The organism is Rhodoferax ferrireducens T118, from assembly GCF_000013605.1.
Lineage (GTDB): Bacteria > Pseudomonadota > Gammaproteobacteria > Burkholderiales > Burkholderiaceae_C > Rhodoferax > Rhodoferax ferrireducens.
Genome location: NC_007908.1, coordinates 217,023 through 235,312, shown reverse-complemented (window position 1 = coordinate 235,312; position 18,290 = coordinate 217,023). Strand labels below are relative to the sequence as shown.

The following is an 18,290-nucleotide window of genomic DNA, read 5'->3' as shown; positions in this document are numbered from 1 at the left end:
AGCAGACGCCTAGTGCGCCTCTTTCCATTTCGCCGAGTTGACCCAGTAATCAAGATTTTGTTGAAGGCGACCGTCCAGCGTGGTCTGGTCGATGAACAAATTGATCCAAGTCAAAAGGTCAAGGGAGTCGTAACGGGTTGCATAGGCCAGAGGTTCCTTGGCCAGCAGTTCCGGCATGACTTTGAAGGTTCCCGCGGGATAGCCGGCCGCCTGGCCCGCCACTGCCGAGCTGTCATTGAGCAAGCAGTCTGCCTGTCCATTCTTCACAGCGTCGAGCAGCAAGGTTCCGCCGCCCTTGTAACTCTTGATTTCACCCTTTTCAAAAACGGTTTTTGCCAGCTTCTCGCCGGTGCTGCCAAATAGAACCGCGATTTTTGTACCGGGCGCCTTGCAGGCGGCCGTGGAAGTGAATTTACTCCCTGCCTTTGCCGCAACAACAGGTCCAATGTAAATGAATGGCTTGGTGAAAGCGACCTTGGTGGCGCGCGCCAGTGTGGGCGTCATGTCGGCAGCCAACAAATCGGCTTTACCAGAAATGAGGGCCGGCAAAAGCCCGTCCCAGTCGAGGTCAAGAAAGACCGCCTTGACACCCATCTCCTTGGCCATCAATTTGGCAAGTTCCACCGAACTGCCGGTACGCTCTCCGTTTTTGTCGATCATTGAAAACGGAGGCCCCTGTGTTTGAACTGCAATTCTCAGTTCGCCACGTTTTTGAATGTCATCCAGGGTAGAGGCATGGGCGGTGGCCGCAACGCCCGCAAAGCCTGCGCACGCCAGCAGTATCGCGGGCAAAAAATTCGACATCTTCATTTGCTAACTCCTTTAATAATCTCCACAGAGGACCATCCTCCAGGAGAGAACTCATAAAACCGTTCATCGCTTTTTGGGTTTCGATAAGGTGGTCAGCTGCTCCTCATTGCCACCCTGCTCCCAGCATCCACGCGGGAGGTTGATCCATTTGTTATGCGACTTCATCACCACAAACGTTTCACTGCGGCTGACAACCCCGGGGCCAGCAACCTTGGGCAGAAGTTCGCTCGTGACCCGGTAAAGATCCTGCACATCTCCGGCCACCAGTACCTCCACAATCAAGTCGAAACGACCGGTAACGAGACTCACGGAAGTTACAAATGGCAGTTCTGCGATCTTCTTCATGAGGTCGTCCATGTGCCCCTGCGCATTGGCATTGATGCCCACAACGGCAGCGATCAACTCGGGCCGTTCCGACAGGTTTAGCAAGCCCACGATCTTCAGAACATTTTTCTCGATCAAAGACCTCAAGCGTGTCCGGACCGTTGGCGGACTCAGCTGCAATTTGTCCGCCAGTTGGTTCACGCTGTCCTGCGCGTCGCTGGAAAGCAGCTTGGCTAGGCGCCGATCGGTGGGGTCAATAAATTCACGCACAGGAGTCCAATTGGAAAAAATCAGTTATTAATATTTTCTAAAATAGAAATCATCATGGCAATTTATTCTATTTGGAAAAAAATGACACTCTATCGGTGTTTACACCTACACGTGACAGGCGCACCAGAATGATCTCCCGTGTGACGAGCAGATAGTCCCATCGGGGCGGCGCCCGCGCGAAGCGCGCCAGGGCATCACTTCGAGGGCCTCGTTGGTCATTTCCGGGTCTGGCGCTGGTGTAGGCTCACTGCTGGTTTTTTTCTACATCGGGTGCGTCACGCGCCGCAGAAAATCCTGTGTTCGCTCGTGCTGGGGCGCAGCCAGGACAGCGCGTGCTGGTCCCTGCTCCACAATGTGGCCCCGATCGATGAAGATAACGCGGTCCGCAACCTCGCGTGCAAAGCCCATTTCATGGGTCACCACCATCATGGTCATACCCTGATTGGCCAGCGCCCGCATGACCGACAATACTTCACCAACGAGCTCTGGGTCGAGTGCCGAAGTCGGCTCGTCAAAGAGGATGGCGCGCGGCTGCATCGCCAATGCGCGGGCGATGGCGACGCGCTGTTGCTGACCGCCTGAAAGGCTGGCCGGATAAGCGTCTTCTTTGCCGGCCAGTCCCACTTGTGCGAGTAATGCGCGTGCATTACGCATGGCAGACTCCCGCGACTCGCGTTTGACGTAGATCGGGCCTTCCATCACGTTTTCCAAAGCGGTTCGGTGTGGAAACAGGTTGAACCGCTGAAAGACCATCGCAACCTTCTCGCGAATGGCGACCATCTGGCGGCCAACATGATCGACGCGCTGGCCGTCGACCGTGATGTCGCCTGCATCGTAGGTCTCCAGGCCGTTGACACACCGCAACAGTGTTGACTTTCCCGATCCCGAAGCCCCGATGACACAGACCACCTCGCCTTGACTGACATCCAGCGATATATCGTCGAGCACAAGATTGCTTCCGAAAGACTTGCGTATGTTGCGTATCGATATCATCAGCGTCCAAACCTCTTCTCAAGCCGACCGACAATCATGATCAGCGGTATGCACAGTAGCAAGTAGAACAATGCGACCAAGGTAAAAACTTCGGCATTCTTGAACGTCGACGCGGCGATGACCTTGCTTTGAAAGGTCAACTCAGTCACGGTGATGATTGAGGCTTGCGAGGTGTCCTTGATGAGCATGATGCAGGTGTTGCCGTAGGGTGGCAGCGCAACCTTGAATGCCTGCGGCAGTACCACGCGCCACATTGTCATTGCCCGCCCCATACCGAGCGATTTCGCGGCCTCGACTTGTCCGGGATCGACCGCTTCGATCCCGCCGCGAAAAACCTCAGCCATATAGCAGGAATAGGCGAACCCCAGTCCGATGAAACCGGCCTGGAATGCGCTCAGCTGGATGCCGACGTCGGGAAGCACGAAGTAGATAAAAAACAGCTGCACCAGGATCGGGATGCCCCGAATGGTGTTGATCAATCCCTTCGAGAATACGGCCAGAGCCGCGACTCCTGAAACCCGCATCAATGCCCAGACCAATCCGAGCAACGTGGCCACGATCAGACCGCAGGCAAAGACCTCGACGGTCACAACTGCGCCCTGCGCCAATATGGGCGCGAATTCAATCAGGTCTTTTAACGCGAACGCAGCCATTTGCCTCTAGCTCAAATAGGTTATTTCAGATTCCAGCGGGCCAGGACACGATCGATGGTGCCGTCAGCCTTGAACTTGCGCAGTGCGGCGTTGATCTTGTCGATCGTTGCCTTGTCGCCCTTGCGCACTGCTATGCCAACGCTGCCCACCCACACCGACTTGTAGCCCTTGACCAGACGCGTTTCAGGAAAGGCGCCTTGGCCCAGCTGATAAGCCACGATCGGATAGTCGCCGAAGCCGGCCTTGATCCGGCCCAGGTTGACGTCGCGCATGATGTCGGAGATCGAGTCGTAAACCTTGACCTCCTTGAACAGGCCCGATGCCTGCAGGGGTTTGACGTAGGCCGTGCCAATCTGAACTCCCACGACTTCGCCCTTCAGGTCCTCATAGGTTTTATAGTCCTTGGCGTCACTCGCGGCCACAAACAGGCCCTCGCCGTAGGTGTAGATCGGATCGCTGAAGTCGACCACCTCCTGGCGCGGCGGCGTGATGTACATGGCCGCGGCTATGACGTCAATCTTGTTGCCCTGGAGAGCTGCGATGAGCGAGCCCCATGCCATCGCGTTGATCTCGACGGCAAAGCCCTGATCCTTGCCGATTTCACTGATCAAATCGACCATGACGCCAGATATCTTGTTCGTTTTGGTGTCGAGGAAGGTGAACGGAATTCCGGATGGCGTCGAGCCGACGCGCAGAGGCGCTTGGGCACTGGCGAGCGATCCAATGAAAACAAGGCACAAGGTGAACAGGCGTAGAAGTCTTGACATGATGTTTCCTTTCAGGGGTGAAGCAGGGAGTAGCGGGAATCGTCGCCAGGATCTAGACCGCTTCGAGCTGATCTCGAATACGGTAGTAGCTCACCAGGGCGCGGGCGACCAGGCGAGTAAAGGGGTAGCCCTGAATGGGCCGCATCGAGGTCACCGGGAAGGGGATGTCCTGTGCCGGCACGCCCGAGGCGAGATCGGCCAAATATCGCCCAAAGAGCGTAGCCATGCCCACGCCCCGGCCGTTATAGCCGAGCGCCGCCCAAAGCCCGTTGTCAAGTCGGTTCAGATGCGGAATATGATCTTGTGTCATAGCCACACGGCCAGCCCAATGGAACTCAAAGGGCGTATTCTTGAACTGCGGATACAAGCGGTTGACGGCATTGCGGACATAGTCGGCATCAGCCGCACCGAGATCTTCGCGGTAGGGCGCGCGACCGCCCATGGTGAGCCGCCCGTGAGCGTCACGACGGAAGTACCACAACAAGCGACGCGTGTCTGAAGCGGCATGTCCTTCGGGCAAAATGCTCTTGCCCAAGTCCTCTGAGATCGGGATGGTGGCGGCTTGAAAGCTCATCATTGGCACAACCGTTCTGGCAAGCCCCGGCCAAAGTCCATCGGTATAGCCGTTGGTCGCGAGCAGCACCTGGTCCGCGTCGACTGCCCCTTGGGGGGTGGACACCCGCCACTTCGCGCCCTGACGAGTGAGGGAGAGGGCCGGTGAGTCGATGTGGATCACGGCTCCGGCCCGCTGCGCGGCCCCAGCAAGTCCGCGCACATAGGACATCGGCTGCACATGACCGGCGCGACGGTCTTCCCATCCACCCAGGTAATGGTCGGTGCCAAGCAATCGAGCCATTTCTGATCGACCAACCGGCGCCACATCGGCACCTCGTCGCTGCCAACTGTCACAACGCCGTAGGGCCAAATCCAGGGAACGTGTTGAGAATGCCGGCTGCAGCCAGCCCTTGCGTTGTGCGTCGCACGAAATGGCGTGCTGTTCAATCAAGCCGAAAACTTCGTCTCCGACGCTACCGACCGCATTCACCATGCGTGGACCGAGGTCGGGCCCAAACATGGCCTCGATCTCGTCCGGATCGAATTTCAAACCCGGTATCACCTGTCCGCCGGTTCGGCCCGAGGCACCCCACCCGACAACGTTCGCTTCGAGAAGTCGGACCCGGGCACCGCGCTGTGCCATTGCCAGCGCAGCGGCACAACCAGTGAACCCTGCGCCGACAATAACCACGTCGGCCGGCACTGTCCCCTGCAGCGCGCTTGCTTCAATGTCAGGTGCTGCGGTACTCGCCCAAAGTGACGAACAGTTTGGCTGGGACATGCTGGCTCCAAGTTAAATGTGGCCGCTATATTTTCATTTATATTGAAAATTTGCGTTATTTATTTCATACTACAGACGGGATGTTTTGATGTCAATAGAGGTTCACCCGTGGTCTGTTGACTTGAAAATGGCAAGGAATATTTGAAATGAAGAAGCAAACTACAGCGTCTGCGGACGCCCAAAAAATGGGGCTGGGCATGCAGGTGCGGCAGCGGCGACGTATCAAGGGCCTTACCTTGACTGAACTGTCGCAACAGTCGGGGCTGTCAGTTGGCTTGCTCAGCCAAATCGAGCGTGGCCTCTCGTCACCCTCCTTGAAATCGATGACGCAGATCTGCACCGCTTTGGGGGTCCCGTTGAGTTGGCTCTTTGACAATGGTCCGTTGGAAAACCCGGCTGAAAAGGGCCTGGTTGTCCGGCGAGGCTCACGCCGGCGTCTCGATCTTGGGACTTACGGCGTGACGAAGGAACTCCTTTCGCCTGATCTGGGAGGCGAGATGCAGATTTACCTCGTGTCGATCCGACCGGGCGGACAATCTGGACCGGAGACTTACACACACCGCGGCGAGGAAGGCGGCCTCGTGCTCACCGGCACACTGGAACTCACCGTCGATGACCGCATCGTCCTTTTGTATGAGGGAGACTCCTTTCGTTTCCGCAGTTCCCTGGCGCACCGTTTCGCCAACCCTGGAACCACTCAGGCAAACGTGGTGTGGGCAAATTCACTGGCTTTTTATTGAGGCCTGGATCGAGGCATCCTGGAAGCCAAAATCATGGCTGTGCTTGGCGTTGGTCGCACTGCCGGATGGCGCGCTCGTGCTGCACATTTGCAAGGCGGTGTGGAATTGGCGGTACTCGATGTAAAGCGATCAGAGGGCGTCCGCGCCAGTGCAACACCGATGCCGAGGCGCGCGTGATCGCTTTGGCCCGCGCGTAATCGACTTGCTATGCTTGCCAGCCCCCCCCTTGAAAACCATGGACGCCACGCCTCAGATTCCCTTCATAGACACGATCAACACCCGCTACCTGGAAACGCTGCTGGGGTACAACGCGCGCCGGGATTCACTCGTCGGTACCGCCCAGTCACACCACCGCTGGAAGCATCTGCATTGCGACGTACCGCCGTACATGACACACCCTGCAGCATCCTCCTTGCAACAAACAGGCACTAAAGTGCATATATTTGTCTGCGGAACGTTGTGAATTGCTGTATTTGTTTGCGATAGATCAAACTCATGGGTGATAAAGTGCATCAAAATGCACTTGTCGATTTTAAAAAAAGCATGATACTGCATTAAATCGACTATCCATTCCACCACAGCAGGAGACACCATGAGCGAACCCACACCCACTGAAATCATAGAACCCGTTGAAGCCATCCAGAACGATGCCTTTGTCGCCGTCAGCTACGACGACCTGATCCCCAACAACGTCGATCTATCGTCCGACAAGCAATTGCAACGGGCGCTTGAGGGCTGGCAGCCCAACTACATTGATTGGTGGAAAGACATGGGCCCCGAGGGTTTTCAGAATGCCGATGTCTACCTGCGCACGGCGGTGGGTGTGGATCCCAGCGGCTGGGCCAAGTTCGGCCACGTCAAGATGCCGGACTACCGCTGGGGCATTCTGCTGGCACCCAAGGAAGAGGGGCGCACCATCCCCTGCGGCCGCCACAAGGGCGAACCGGCCTGGCAGGAAGTGCCCGGCGAATACCGCTCGCTGTTGCGCCGCCTGATCGTGGTGCAGGGCGACACCGAGCCGGCCTCGGTGGAGCAACAGCGCTTTCTGGGCGCCACCGCGCCTTCGTTGTACGACATGCGCAACCTGTTCCAAGTCAACGTCGAAGAGGGGCGCCACCTGTGGGCCATGGTCTACCTGTTGGTCAAGTACTTTGGCCGTGATGGCCGCGAAGAGGCGCAGGCACTGCTGGAGCGCCGCTCGGGCCAGCAGGACAACCCCCGCATTCTGGGCGCCTTCAACGAGCGCACACCTGACTGGTTGAGCTTCTTCATGTTCACCTATTTCACCGACCGCGACGGCAAGATGCAACTGGCCGCACTGGCGCAGTCCGGCTTCGATCCGCTGTCGCGCAGCTGCCGCTTCATGCTGACCGAAGAGGCGCACCATCTGTTCGTCGGTGAAACCGGTGTCGGCCGCACCATAGAGGCCACGTGCCTGGCCATGAAGGCCGCCGGCATCACCGACCCCTATGCCAAGGAAGCCATCCGCAAGCTCGGCGTGATCGACCTGCCCACGCTGCAAAAGAAGGCCAACTTTCACATGTCGGTGACGCGTGATTTGTTCGGCTCCGAGATTTCATCCAACGCGGCCAGTGCGTTCAGCACCGGCCTCAAGGGCCGCTTCAATGAAACCGCCCTTGATGACGACCACCAGCTCGAAAACGCCACCTACCCGGTGCAGCGCGTGATCGACGGCCAGTTGGTGACCGAAGAGGTGCCCGCCCTGCGCGCTATCAACAGCCGTCTGCTGGACGACTACATTGCCGATTGCCAGGGCGGTATCGACCGCTGGAACAAGGTGATCGAGAAGTGTGGCATTGCCTTCCGATTCAGCCAGCCGCACAAGGGTTTTAACCGCAGGATAGGCGAGTTTGCCGAGACGCATGTCAGCCCGGCCGGTGAACTGCTGAGCGCGCAAGCGTGGCATGCCGGAAAGAGCGACTGGCTGTGCTCGGACGAAGACCACACATTCATCAACTCCCTGATGAAACCCTGCGTGCAACCTGGCCAATACGCCAGCTGGATTGCACCACCGCGCGTGGGCATCAACAACCAGCCCAAGGACTTTGAGTACGTGCGCATCGAGCACTCCTGATCGGCGCCGGTGGCATTTGGCAATCAGGCCTGACTGGCGTACAAACGTGTTTCCCCCGGATTTTTCCCCGGGGAAGCAGGCACTCTGATCAGGTCTTCTTTAGTTATGATATGTCACTATTTTTCAACCTGGGAGACACTCCATGTCGCGTGAAAGTTTACGAATCATTCACGATGAACACGACGCCTTGTCGGCCATGCTGCGCTCCATTGGCATGATGGTGGATCGCGGCCCCGGCAACGAGCCCGAGAGTTTTTTTGATGTGTTGCGGGCCATGCTGTTCTACATTGACGAGTTCCCCGAGCGGCTGCACCACACCAAGGAAACCGAGCTGTTGTTTCCCCGCGTCGTCCGCCTCGCACCGGAGACCGCGCAGGCTATCGAGCAGCTGGACAAGGACCATACACGTGGCGAATCCGCCGTGCGCGAGTTGCAGCACCTGCTGCTGGCTTGGGAGTTGGTTGGCGATTCCCGCCGGGTCGCGTTTGAAACCGCCGTCAAAGTGTATCTGGCCTTCTACCTGGAACACATGCGGCTGGAAGAAACGGTGATTCTGCCGGTAGCCCAAAAAGTATTGAGCGCCGCCGACTGGGACGAACTCGACGCCGCGTTTGCCACCAACTGCGACCCGCTCACCGGCAAATACCCGCGTGACCCGGCCTATGACCGTTTGTTCACACGCATTGTGTCGCAGGCGCCCGCCCCCATTGGCCTGGGGGCGTAACCAGGCACACAGTCAGACACGCTCAAGCACCAGCGCAATGCCCTGGCCCACACCAATACACATGGTGCACAGCGCGTAGCGGCCAGCGCTGCGGTGTAACTGGTTAACGGCAGTGGTCACCAGCCGCGCACCACTGGCCCCCAAGGGATGACCCAGGGCGATGGCACCACCATTGGGGTTGACACGTGCATCGTCATCGGCCAGCCCCAGGTCGCGCAGCACCGCCAGGCCCTGTGCGGCAAAGGCTTCATTGAGTTCAATCACATCCATCTGCGCCAGGCTCAGGCCGGTGAGCTCCAGCACCTTGCGTGTGGCCGGCGCCGGGCCAAAACCCATGATGCGCGGTGCCACGCCAGCGGCGGCCATGCCCACCACGCGGGCGCGGGGGCTCAATCCATAGCGGGCAGCGGCTGCCTCGTTGGCCAGCAGCAGGGCACAGGCCCCATCGTTGACCCCTGAGGCATTGCCGGCGGTGACCGTGCCATCGGGTCGCACCACACCCTTGAGCTTGGCCAGAGATTCCAGTGTGGTGGCGCGCGGGTGTTCGTCTTGCGTCACCAGCAGCGGGTCGCCTTTTTTCTGCGAGATCGACACCGGGGTGATTTCGACATCAAAAAAACCACTCTGCTGGGCACGTAATGCGTTTTGCTGCGAGCGCAAGGCCATCAAGTCTTGCGCCTCGCGTTCGATGTGGAAATCAGTGGCTACGTTTTCGGCCGTCTCGGGCATGGAGTCCACGCCGTACTGTGCTTTCATGAGCTTGTTGACAAAGCGCCAGCCAATTGTGGTGTCATAAACGGCATTGCTGCGGCTGAAGGCGGCATCCATTTTGGGCATGACAAACGGGGCGCGGCTCATGCTCTCCACACCCCCTGCAATCATCAGTTGCGCTTCACCACTCTTGATGGCCCGCGCCGCCGCGCCGACCGCGTCCAGGCTGGAGCCACACAGGCGGTTGATGGTGGCACCGGGCACCTCTTGCGGCAGTCCGGCCAACAGCGCCGACATACGCGCCACGTTGCGGTTGTCTTCACCGGCCTGGTTGGCACAGCCCAGCAACACGTCGGTCAGGGCAGCCCAATCGACCTGGGGGTTGCGGGCCATCAAGGCACGCAACGGGATGGCACCCAGGTCGTCGGCACGCACGCCCGAGAGCGCGCCACCGTAGCGGCCAAAAGGGGTGCGGATGGCATCACAAATGAAAGCGTGGGTCATGGCGGTATTGATGTGGATGTAGAAAGGTCAAACAGGCTGGTGGCTTCCAGGTCAAGCACCTCGGTGCCTTTGTTATTGAACAGCTGCCAGCGCCAGCGCAGGATGCCCAGATGCGACTTGCCGCTTGAGCGGCGCGACTCCAGCACCGTGGCCGTCAGCGACAAATGGTCACCGGGGCGCACCGGGTGCGGCCATTTCACATAGGCCAGGCCGGGTGAGGCAAACGACTCGGAGCCGTGTAACGCCGCATCCGCCACCAGCCGCATCGCCAAGCCACAGGTGTGCCAACCGCTGGCTATCAGGCCACCAAAACGCCCATGTTGCGCCGCATCGGCATCGGTGTGAAACCATTGGGGATCGTAGGCGCTGGCGAACCCAATCACCTCTGCCTCGCTGACCGCCACCGGCCCGGCCTGGATGATCTGACCCGCATAAAAATCCGCAAACTTCATGATGCTTCGGAGTCCATCCACGGGCGCTGACGCAGCCAGGGGCTGACGCGGTAACGCTCACCCCGGTAGTGGTTATCCAGCGCGTCCAGCACGCCCAACACGGCGGGGGTAGACCACTGCGCCAGCCACTCGAACGGGCCAGCGGGGTAGTTCACGCCCAGCTTCATGGCGGCATCTGCACCGTCTTGGGTGCAAACACCTTGCTGCACCGCGTCGGCAGCTTCGTTGATCAGCATGGCCAAGGTGCGTGCCACCACCAGCGCCGGCGCATCGGCCACACGCTGCGGCTTAAAGCCCAGCGTGGCGAGCCAGCGCGGGGCCGCACGTGTCCAGGCGGACGAGGCCCGCAGCGACGGTGCCCAGGCCAGCGCCGCACCCGATGCCCCGTTCAAGGGCAGGTCAAACACCGCCACTTCCACGCCGAGCTGGGTGGCGGTGCGTCCGTCGGTCAGGCGCAACTGCGCACCTTCCACGCCCAGGCCCACCCAATCGCTGCTGGGTACGCGCAAAAATGCTTGCCCGGCTTGCACCAGCGATGCCGCCAAACGATCCGCCACCGGCCCTTGACCATACACACGCAACAACTGCGCTGTGGGCAACAACACGGGCTCCACCGTCTCGAGTTCCGGGGCACTCACACCTTCAGCGTAGTCGTAAAAGCCGCGTCCCGATTTGCGACCCAGCAGGCCACCATCGACCAACTCACGCTGCACCAGTGAGGGCACGTAGCGTTTGTCATAAAAATTGGCCTCAAACACCGATTGCGTCACCGAGAAATTGGTGTCATGCCCGATCAGGTCCATCAACTCACACGGCCCCATGCGGAAACCCGCTGCGCGCAAGCAGGCATCGAGCACGGCGGGCGCAGCAGCCTGCTCTTGCAACAAGGCCAGCGCCTCAGCGTAGTAAGGCCTGGCAATGCGGTTGACGATAAAGCCCGGCGTGGAGCGCGCAGACACGGGCACCTTGCCCCAGTCTTTGGACAAGTCAAAAATGGCCGCGGCCACTGCCGCTGCGGTTTGCAAGCCCGACACCACTTCCACCAGCTTCATCAGTGGCACCGGGTTGAAGAAATGCATGCCCACCAGCCGCTGCGGATGCTGCAAGCCATTGGCAATGGCCGTGACCGAGATCGACGAGGTGTTGCTGGCCAGCACGCAGTCAGTCGCGATGATGGCTTCCAGTTGCTGGAACAGACCGCGCTTGGCGTCGAGTTTTTCAACGATGGCTTCCACCACCAGGCGCACGCCCGCGGCCGCGTCCAGCGACGCGATGGGCTCAATGCGTGAGAGGGTTTGTGCCGCATCGTCAGCGCTGAGTTTGCCCTTGGCCACCAAGCCCTCGAAGGTCTTGGCAAGTTTCTCCCTGGCCTGTTCGGCGGCACCGTCTCGGGCATCAAACAGCAGCACGGTGTGTCCCGCTTGCGCTGCAACCTGCGCAATGCCGACACCCATGATGCCTGCACCGACGACCAACATCGGCGCGTCCTTGAGTTTGTTCGTCATGCTTTTGGAATCCAGTTGGCGGCTCGCTTGCCCAGAAAGGCGGCAAAGCCTTCGCGGGCTTCGTCGGTGCCACGCACCCGGCTGATGGTTTGTGCCGTCAGCTCGCGCACCTCGGCGCTGACAGGGCCGACCTCCAGTTGCGCATACAGCTGCTTGATCTCGCTTTGTGCCTGCGGGCCGCCGGCCAGTAGCTCGGTGACGCTGGCATCCACGGCGACATCCAGCGCGTCACCTGCAACTACTTGCTGCACCAGGCCCATGACCTGCGCTTGGGCGGCAGTGATGCGGGTGGTGGTCAGCGCCAGCCGTTTGGCCTGGCGCTTGCCAACCGCGTTGACAAGGTAGGGGCCAATCACGGCGGGCAGGATGCCAAACTTGGCCTCACTGACGGCAAAGTAGGCGTTCTCAGTTGCAATGGCGATGTCGCAGGCGCAGGTCAGACCAACCCCACCGCCAAGCGCCGCGCCCTGGATGCGCGCCACGGTGGGCTTGGGGCAATTTTCAATACCGGCCAGCATGGCGGCAAAGCGGCGCGCATCCTGCAAATTCCACTGCGTCGAGGCCGCGCTGGCACGCTGCATCCACTGCAGATCGGCTCCGGCGCTGAAGTGCTTGCCATCACCGGCCAGCACCACCACGCGCACGCTGGCATCATCGGCCAGTTCGGTGAAAACCTCGCCCAACTCGGTGATCATGGTCTCGTCAAAAGCGTTGAACACCGCCGGACGCGCCATCGTGACCTGCGCAACGCCCGGGGCGCGTTGCGACAGCACCAAGGTTTCCCAAACACGCATCAGTAAGTCTCCAGATGCAAGCGACCTTCGGCCTTGAGAGCAGCACCCATCGTCTCCCAGGACAGCCCGGCCTGCTGCGCCACGTCGCGCAGCGCCAGCACCACGCCTTCTTCCATGCTCTTGAGACCACAGACATAGAAGTAGGTATTGGAGTCGGCCAACAAGTCCGCCAGATCGGCGGCACGCTCACGCATCAGGTCTTGCACATAGCGTTTGGGCTGTTCAGGTGTGCGCGAGAAAGCGAAGTTGATGTCGATGAAATCCTTGGGCAGGTTTTGCAGCGGGCCGAAGTAGGGCAACTCTTCCTTGGTGCGGGCACCAAAGAACAGCATCAGCTTGCCACCTTCAAATTTGCCTGACTGGCGCAGCCTGCGCCGCCATTCGGTCATGGCCCGCATGGGTGCACTGCCGGTGCCGGTGCAGATCATCACGATGTGGGAACGCGGCTGGTTGGGCATCAGGAAGCTGGCACCAAAGGGGCCAATCACCTGCACCTTGTCACCCACCTGCAAATCACACATGTAGTTGGAGCCCACGCCACGCACGGCATTGCCCTGGTGGTCTTGCAGCACGCGTTTGATGGTCAGCGACAGGTTGTTGTAGCCGGGGCGCTCGCCGTTGCGTGGGCTGGCAACCGAGTATTGCCGGGCATGGTGCGGGCGGCCACTGGCATCCACACCGCGTGGGATGATGCCAATCGACTGGCCTTCCAGCACCGGGAGCGGCAGGCTGCCGAAGTCCAGCACGACGTGATGCGTGTCGTACTCATGCCCCACGGCGGTCACGCGCACATTGCCGGCCACGGTAGCGGTGATGGTCTTCTCCGCTGCCTTCGGGCCGTACAAGTTGGTGTAGGCGTGCGCCGCCGACCAGGGTGGCAGCGTGGCACCGTACTGGGCGCTGTTGAAGCTGTCCGGCACGCCCGCCGCCGATTGTGGGACAGGCGCTTCAACCGGCGGCGTGTCGGCGGCCACGCCAAGCTCAGCCAGTTGCTCCACCGTCAATTCCGGTGGCAACTCGTCCCACGTCAACTGTTCTTCCACGCTGTAGGCCCCGACACGTGGCATGTTGCGCCAGTTGTCAATGGAGCCGGTCGGGCACGGCGAGATGCAGTCCATACACAGGTTGCACTTATCGGCATCCACCACGTAGTTGCGCGTGTCGTGCGTGATCGCTGCTACCGGGCAAATCGCCTCGCAGGTGTTGCAGCGGATGCAGATTTCGGGGTCAATGAGGTGCTGCTTGATGGCCTGCAAGTCGCTCATATCCATGACAGTCTCCGGGGTCAGTTGAAGCGCACGTACTCGAAGTCCGCTGACTGACGGTTGATGCCCAGCATCGGCGGCGCGATCCAGTTGGCAAACTTGCCGGCTTCCACCACACGGCCCATCAGGCTGCCGACAAAAGCGCGGTCAGTTTCACTGGGCAGCCAGTTGTCCACATTGGCTTTCCACTCGGCATCGCTCAGCACGCGGCCTTCTGGCGATACCTTGACTTGCGCCAGCGCGCCGATGTTGCGGTGGAAAGCCTTGTGCGGCACTTTCAGCTTGAACGGAATGCCGGACTTTTCAATGACTTTGTTCCAGCGCTCAACCCCACCGATGGAGTCCTTGATGTAGTCGTCGCGCAGCACTTCATTGAGCGCGTTGAGCATTGGCACTTCCTTCTCGACCAGCTGGCCGCCTTGCACATTGAGTACCTTGTAGGTGCCGCCTTTGAGCTGGTGGTCATCCATGCGCTTGCCTTCTTCAAAGCGGCCCTTGAGGCCGGTGTTGTAGAAGGTGGCAGCGTTGCTCGATTCGTCGGCACCAAACAGGTCGATGGTGACGCTGAAGTGGAAGTTCAGGTAACGCTGGATGGTCGGCAGGTCAATGACACCGGCGGCGCGCAGCTTGCTCACGTCGTCGGTCTTCATCTCGTTCATGGCCTGGCAGGTGCGCTGGATGATGCGTGAGATGCCGCTTTCGCCCACAAACATGTGGTGAGCTTCTTCCGTGAGCATGAACTTGGTGGTGCGGGCCAGCGGATCAAAACTGCTTTCAGCCAGGGCGCAGAGCTGGAACTTGCCGTCGCGGTCGGTGAAGTAGGTGAACATGAAAAAGCTCAGCCAATCCGGCGTTTCTTCGTTGAAGGCCTGCAGAATGCGCGGGTTGTTCTCCTGGCCGCTGCGGCGCGCCAGCAGGGCTTCGCCTTCTTCACGGCCATCGCGGCCGAAGTACTTGTGCAGCAGGTAGACCATGGCCCACAGGTGGCGCCCTTCTTCCACGTTGACCTGGAACAGGTTGCGCAGGTCGTACTGGCTGGGCGCGGTCAGGCCGAGGTGGCGTTGCTGCTCCACGGACGCGGGCTCGGTGTCGCCCTGCGTGACGATGATGCGGCGCAGGTTGGCGCGGTACTCGCCCGGCACGTCTTGCCAGGCGTCTTCACCCTTGTGGTCACCGAAGTGGATCTTGCGGTCCTTCTCGGCCGGGTTCAGGAAGATGCCCCAGCGGTAGTCGGGCATCTTCACATGGCCGAACTGCGCCCAGCCCTGCGGATCGACGCTGACGGCAGTGCGCAGGTAGACGTCAAAATTCTGCGAATCATCGGGACCCATGTCACCCCACCATTTCAGGTAGTTGGGCTGCCACTGTTCCAGCGCGCGCTGCAGGGTGCGGTCTTCGCTCAGGTTGACGTTGTTGGGAATCTTGTCGCTGTAGGTGATTGAACTCATGCTGATCTCCAGTGAATGTATGCTACAAAAATAATAGCTGTTTGCACAATGAATACGTGGGCTAGATGGGAATCAGACCCGATTCCAGTCAAAAGCCGCCTTGTCACCCTTGCCATAAACCTTGAGCGCACCTTTTTCTCCCACGGCGTTGGGGCGCTGGAAGATCCAGTTCTGCCAGGCGGTCAGGCGGCCAAAAATGCGGGTGCTCATGTTCTCCTGGCCGTTGAAACGCAGGTTGGCTTCCAGGCCGGTCAGCGAATCAGGCGACATGGACACGCGCTCTTCAATGGCAATGCGCACCTCGTCGGCCCAGTCGATGTCGTCGGGGTTGGAGGTCACCAAACCGAGTGCGAAGGCGGCATCGGCATCCAGCGCTTCACCGATCCTGGCGCGTACCGAGTCCAGCGCGGACTGCTCGTCGTAGAAACGGCGGCCCAGGCGGCTCTGGGTCGTGGCCATGGGGTACAAGCCAAAGTTGGTCTCGGTCACCGTGATGCGCGGTGTGCTGGCTTCGTCATTGGGCAACACCAACTGGTAGCTGCGGTCACAGGCCAAGGCCAGCTCCAGCAGGGTACCGGCAAAGCAGGAGCCCGCTTCAATCAGCGCAAACAGGCTGCGCGAGGACACGTCCAGGCGACTGAAGGTGCGGCGCAGCAGGCCAAGGGTTTCGCGCACCAGCCAGTGGTTTTTGTGCGCCAGCAAGGTAGCATCCATTGCCAGCACGGCTTTCGCTTCACCTTCGGTCTTGATCAGCCAGGTGCCGATTTCGGTTTCGTTGGTGCGCATATTCAGGATGGCGTCTTCCAGCTCACGCGCCATGGCCAGCGGGTACCAGGCGGCACCAGCGGCTTCGATGCCGGCGATGTCGCTTGGCTGCACGCCAGTCGGTGCCTTGACGGTGAAGGTGGCGGTGCGCTTGGCACGGTCAATCTCGACGGTGACATGTGTGTAACGCAGCGCATCGGCCTCGATGCTGCGCTCTAACGGCGTCAGGGCCACGCCCTTGGCATCCGCCGGGCGGTCGCTCTGGGCGGCCAGTGCCAGGGCGCGTTCTTGCACTTTCTGGGCAAACACGGCGGGTTTGGCCACCGCATCCACCAGACGCCAGGCCACGGCCTTGTCGCCGCGCACACCTTCGGCGCTGGTGCAGAACAGGTCAGCCAGGTCATGGCGCACATGGCGTTTGTCGGTGATGCGGGTCAGGCCACCAGTGCCGGGCAACACGCCCAGCAGAGGCACCTCAGGCAGGCTCACCGCGCTGGAGCGGTCGTCCACCAAAATGATTTCGTCGCAGGCCAGGGCCAGCTCGTAGCCACCTCCGGCACAGGCACCATTGACGGCAGCAAGAAACTTCAGGCCGCTGTGGGCCGAAGAGTCTTCCAGCCCGTTGCGGGTCTCGTTGGTGAATTTGCAGAAATTCACCTTCCAGGCGTGGCTGCTGACGCCGAGCATGAAGATATTGGCACCGGAGCAAAACACCCGGTCGCGGGCCGAGGTGACCACCACGGTGCGCACTTCAGGGTGTTCAAAGCGGATGCGGCTGATGGCATCGTTGAGTTCAATGTCCACGCCCAGGTCGTAGCTGTTGAGCTTGAGTTTGTAGCCGGGGCGCAGGCCGGCGTTTTCGTCAAAGTCGGCTTTTAATGTGGCCACTGGGCCATTGAACTCCAGTTTCCAGTGTTTGTACTGGGACGGGGTGATTTGGTATTCGACACGGCTGGGGGTGCTCACGTTCTGTTCTCCTCGGGTTAGAAGCATAAAAATGCATTTATCGACATCAGTGCACGCATCATAGTGCATGTACGTGATCGAAGTAAAGCACTTTTGTGCATCTTTTTGGAAAAAATTCAGGCCGGAAGTTGCAGAACCTTGCGCACCATGTCGCGTAAAGCATTAAAAGTGGGGCCCAGCGGCTGGGCGCTGGTATCGAGCTTGAATTGCGCCTTGGAATAGAAGGGGGCGCGGCCATGCAGGATGCCCTTGAGGTCTTCCATGGCCTCCTTGCTGGCCGCCATGGGGCGCAGGTCGCCCTGGGCCGTGACACGTTTCATGTGGTCTTCGGGGTCGGCTTGCAGCCACACGGTGGTGCAATGCGCCAGCAGCTCATTGAAGGTGGCGGCATCCGACACCAGGCCGCCCGGCGTGGCGATCACCGCCTCGGGGTAGATCTGAATGGCCTCTTCCAGCGCGCGCCGCTCATAGCGCCGGTAGGCACTAACCCCGTAGAGCGCCTGGATTTCGGACACGCTGCAACCGGCGAACTTTTCGATCTCGCGACTCAGCTCCACAAAGGGAAAACCCAGGTCGTCGGCCAGCATCTGCCCCAGTGTGGACTTACCGGCACCGCGCAAGCCAATCAACGCAATACGTGGGCTCAAGCCCGCATTGCCACCACCAGTGCCCAGCATTTCACCAATGGCAATGCGCACGCGTTGCAAGGTGGCATCGTCGCGTTGTTCCAGCAATTCGCGGATCATCAACCACTCGGGTGACGAGGTGGTCACATCACCAATCAACTCCCCCAGAGAGCACTGCAAGGCCCCCGCCACCTGCAACAGCACCAGGATTGAGGCATTGCCCACACCGTATTCAAGATTGGCCAGATGCCGCTCGGACACGTCAGCCACCATAGCCAGGGCTTTGCGCGTCATGCCACGACGTGCGCGCAAAGCCCGCACTCTCTCGCCCAATGCGGCCAGAAAAGGGTTTTTTTCACCATCCCCCCCCCCTTCTGCGGGGTTGACAAATGTCGGGGAACTGTCTTGATCCGCTGAGGAGATGCTAGGTGTAAACCCGGATGTATGCAATATAGTGCTTGACATGATGTTAGGGGAGTCTTATGGTTCGTACCTGCACAATAATTCATTGAGCTGAATTGCGCAAGCAAAATAGTAACAAC

At 59.9% G+C, this 18,290-nt stretch carries 18 protein-coding genes; 4 read left to right on the top strand and 14 right to left on the bottom strand.

The window, feature by feature from the left end:
* Window positions 1-9: 9 nt before the first annotated feature.
* From RFER_RS01185 to RFER_RS01160, 6 genes are all read right to left on the bottom strand, one after another.
* Window positions 10-804, bottom strand: a complete 795-nt coding sequence (locus tag RFER_RS01185; RefSeq protein WP_279587714.1) for an ABC transporter substrate-binding protein — start codon at window positions 802-804, stop codon at window positions 10-12.
* 69 nt (window positions 805-873) lie between these two features.
* The gene (locus RFER_RS01180; protein ID WP_011462565.1) at window positions 874-1,404 is read right to left on the bottom strand and encodes an Lrp/AsnC family transcriptional regulator; all 531 of its coding nucleotides are present in this window, start codon (window positions 1,402-1,404) and stop codon (window positions 874-876) included.
* Between the two features lie 261 nt (window positions 1,405-1,665).
* Window positions 1,666-2,397: an amino acid ABC transporter ATP-binding protein gene (locus RFER_RS01175; RefSeq protein ID WP_011462564.1), complete on the bottom strand. Its 732-nt coding sequence runs from the start codon at window positions 2,395-2,397 to the stop codon at window positions 1,666-1,668.
* The gene (locus RFER_RS01170; protein WP_011462563.1) at window positions 2,397-3,050 is read right to left on the bottom strand and encodes an amino acid ABC transporter permease; all 654 of its coding nucleotides are present in this window, start codon (window positions 3,048-3,050) and stop codon (window positions 2,397-2,399) included. Before RFER_RS01170 ends, RFER_RS01175 begins: the two co-directional genes overlap by 1 nt.
* Before the next feature lie 20 nt (window positions 3,051-3,070).
* Entirely contained in the window at window positions 3,071-3,817 is a 747-nt protein-coding gene (locus RFER_RS01165; RefSeq protein ID WP_011462562.1) for an ABC transporter substrate-binding protein, read from the bottom strand.
* A 52-nt stretch (window positions 3,818-3,869) separates the two neighbouring features.
* Window positions 3,870-5,153: an NAD(P)/FAD-dependent oxidoreductase gene (locus tag RFER_RS01160; protein WP_011462561.1), complete on the bottom strand. Its 1,284-nt coding sequence runs from the start codon at window positions 5,151-5,153 to the stop codon at window positions 3,870-3,872.
* Between the two features lie 146 nt (window positions 5,154-5,299).
* Between RFER_RS01160 and RFER_RS01155 the strand changes: the two genes are divergently transcribed.
* The 4 genes from RFER_RS01155 to RFER_RS01145 all read left to right on the top strand — a co-directional run bounded on the left by RFER_RS01155 (window position 5,300) and on the right by RFER_RS01145 (window position 8,712).
* Window positions 5,300-5,893, top strand: coding sequence for a helix-turn-helix domain-containing protein (locus RFER_RS01155; protein ID WP_011462560.1), 594 nt, complete (start codon window positions 5,300-5,302; stop codon window positions 5,891-5,893).
* A 226-nt stretch (window positions 5,894-6,119) separates the two neighbouring features.
* The gene (locus RFER_RS23825) at window positions 6,120-6,356 is read left to right on the top strand and encodes a hypothetical protein (RefSeq protein ID WP_166485623.1); all 237 of its coding nucleotides are present in this window, start codon (window positions 6,120-6,122) and stop codon (window positions 6,354-6,356) included.
* 129 nt (window positions 6,357-6,485) lie between these two features.
* Entirely contained in the window at window positions 6,486-7,988 is a 1,503-nt protein-coding gene (gene boxB / locus RFER_RS01150) for a benzoyl-CoA 2,3-epoxidase subunit BoxB (protein WP_011462558.1), read from the top strand.
* Window positions 7,989-8,130: 142 nt separating this feature from the next.
* A complete protein-coding gene (locus RFER_RS01145) occupies window positions 8,131-8,712 on the top strand; it encodes a hemerythrin domain-containing protein (protein ID WP_011462557.1) in 582 nt (193 codons plus the stop codon).
* Window positions 8,713-8,724: 12 nt separating this feature from the next.
* Here RFER_RS01145 and pcaF read toward each other — a convergent pair whose 3' ends face one another.
* The 8 genes from pcaF to RFER_RS01105 form a co-directional block, all read right to left on the bottom strand.
* The gene (pcaF, locus tag RFER_RS01140) at window positions 8,725-9,927 is read right to left on the bottom strand and encodes a 3-oxoadipyl-CoA thiolase (protein WP_011462556.1); all 1,203 of its coding nucleotides are present in this window, start codon (window positions 9,925-9,927) and stop codon (window positions 8,725-8,727) included.
* Window positions 9,924-10,379 carry a MaoC family dehydratase gene (locus tag RFER_RS01135; RefSeq protein WP_011462555.1) on the bottom strand — a complete coding sequence of 152 codons (456 nt, stop codon included), beginning with the start codon at window positions 10,377-10,379 and terminating at the stop codon, window positions 9,924-9,926. Before RFER_RS01135 ends, pcaF begins: the two co-directional genes overlap by 4 nt.
* Window positions 10,376-11,884 (bottom strand): 3-hydroxyacyl-CoA dehydrogenase, encoded by a 1,509-nt coding sequence (locus RFER_RS01130; protein ID WP_041789989.1) that lies wholly within the window; start codon window positions 11,882-11,884, stop codon window positions 10,376-10,378. Before RFER_RS01130 ends, RFER_RS01135 begins: the two co-directional genes overlap by 4 nt.
* Window positions 11,881-12,678: an enoyl-CoA hydratase-related protein gene (locus RFER_RS01125; protein WP_011462553.1), complete on the bottom strand. Its 798-nt coding sequence runs from the start codon at window positions 12,676-12,678 to the stop codon at window positions 11,881-11,883. Before RFER_RS01125 ends, RFER_RS01130 begins: the two co-directional genes overlap by 4 nt.
* Window positions 12,678-13,949 carry a benzoyl-CoA 2,3-epoxidase subunit BoxA gene (boxA, locus tag RFER_RS01120; RefSeq protein ID WP_011462552.1) on the bottom strand — a complete coding sequence of 424 codons (1,272 nt, stop codon included), beginning with the start codon at window positions 13,947-13,949 and terminating at the stop codon, window positions 12,678-12,680. The genes RFER_RS01125 and boxA overlap by 1 nt, the downstream gene beginning before the upstream one ends.
* 14 nt (window positions 13,950-13,963) lie before the next feature.
* Complete coding sequence (gene boxB / locus RFER_RS01115; protein ID WP_011462551.1) at window positions 13,964-15,391, bottom strand: benzoyl-CoA 2,3-epoxidase subunit BoxB; 1,428 nt, start codon at window positions 15,389-15,391, stop codon at window positions 13,964-13,966.
* 72 nt (window positions 15,392-15,463) lie between these two features.
* Window positions 15,464-17,122 (bottom strand): 2,3-epoxybenzoyl-CoA dihydrolase, encoded by a 1,659-nt coding sequence (gene boxC, locus RFER_RS01110; RefSeq protein ID WP_041789987.1) that lies wholly within the window; start codon window positions 17,120-17,122, stop codon window positions 15,464-15,466.
* 116 nt (window positions 17,123-17,238) lie between these two features.
* Window positions 17,239-18,213, bottom strand: a complete 975-nt coding sequence (locus RFER_RS01105; protein WP_011462549.1) for a helix-turn-helix transcriptional regulator — start codon at window positions 18,211-18,213, stop codon at window positions 17,239-17,241.
* Between the last annotated feature and the right edge of the window lie 77 nt (window positions 18,214-18,290).

What these genes read in the sequence shown, in the direction of transcription:
- RFER_RS01130 (WP_041789989.1), bottom strand. Translation starts at nt 11,884, where the DNA reads ATGACGAACAAACTCAAGGACGCGCCGATGTTGGTCGTCGGTGCAGGC.
- boxA (WP_011462552.1), bottom strand. Translation starts at nt 13,949, where the DNA reads ATGGATATGAGCGACTTGCAGGCCATCAAGCAGCACCTCATTGACCCC.
- RFER_RS01175 (WP_011462564.1), bottom strand. Translation starts at nt 2,397, where the DNA reads ATGATATCGATACGCAACATACGCAAGTCTTTCGGAAGCAATCTTGTG.
- RFER_RS01185 (WP_279587714.1), bottom strand. Translation starts at nt 804, where the DNA reads ATGTCGAATTTTTTGCCCGCGATACTGCTGGCGTGCGCAGGCTTTGCG.
- RFER_RS01145 (WP_011462557.1), top strand. Translation starts at nt 8,131, where the DNA reads ATGTCGCGTGAAAGTTTACGAATCATTCACGATGAACACGACGCCTTG.
- boxB (WP_011462558.1), top strand. Translation starts at nt 6,486, where the DNA reads ATGAGCGAACCCACACCCACTGAAATCATAGAACCCGTTGAAGCCATC.
- RFER_RS01170 (WP_011462563.1), bottom strand. Translation starts at nt 3,050, where the DNA reads ATGGCTGCGTTCGCGTTAAAAGACCTGATTGAATTCGCGCCCATATTG.
- RFER_RS01155 (WP_011462560.1), top strand. Translation starts at nt 5,300, where the DNA reads ATGAAGAAGCAAACTACAGCGTCTGCGGACGCCCAAAAAATGGGGCTG.
- RFER_RS01165 (WP_011462562.1), bottom strand. Translation starts at nt 3,817, where the DNA reads ATGTCAAGACTTCTACGCCTGTTCACCTTGTGCCTTGTTTTCATTGGA.
- pcaF (WP_011462556.1), bottom strand. Translation starts at nt 9,927, where the DNA reads ATGACCCACGCTTTCATTTGTGATGCCATCCGCACCCCTTTTGGCCGC.
- RFER_RS01160 (WP_011462561.1), bottom strand. Translation starts at nt 5,153, where the DNA reads ATGTCCCAGCCAAACTGTTCGTCACTTTGGGCGAGTACCGCAGCACCT.
- RFER_RS01135 (WP_011462555.1), bottom strand. Translation starts at nt 10,379, where the DNA reads ATGAAGTTTGCGGATTTTTATGCGGGTCAGATCATCCAGGCCGGGCCG.
- RFER_RS01105 (WP_011462549.1), bottom strand. Translation starts at nt 18,213, where the DNA reads ATGTCAAGCACTATATTGCATACATCCGGGTTTACACCTAGCATCTCC.
- boxB (WP_011462551.1), bottom strand. Translation starts at nt 15,391, where the DNA reads ATGAGTTCAATCACCTACAGCGACAAGATTCCCAACAACGTCAACCTG.
- RFER_RS01125 (WP_011462553.1), bottom strand. Translation starts at nt 12,678, where the DNA reads ATGCGTGTTTGGGAAACCTTGGTGCTGTCGCAACGCGCCCCGGGCGTT.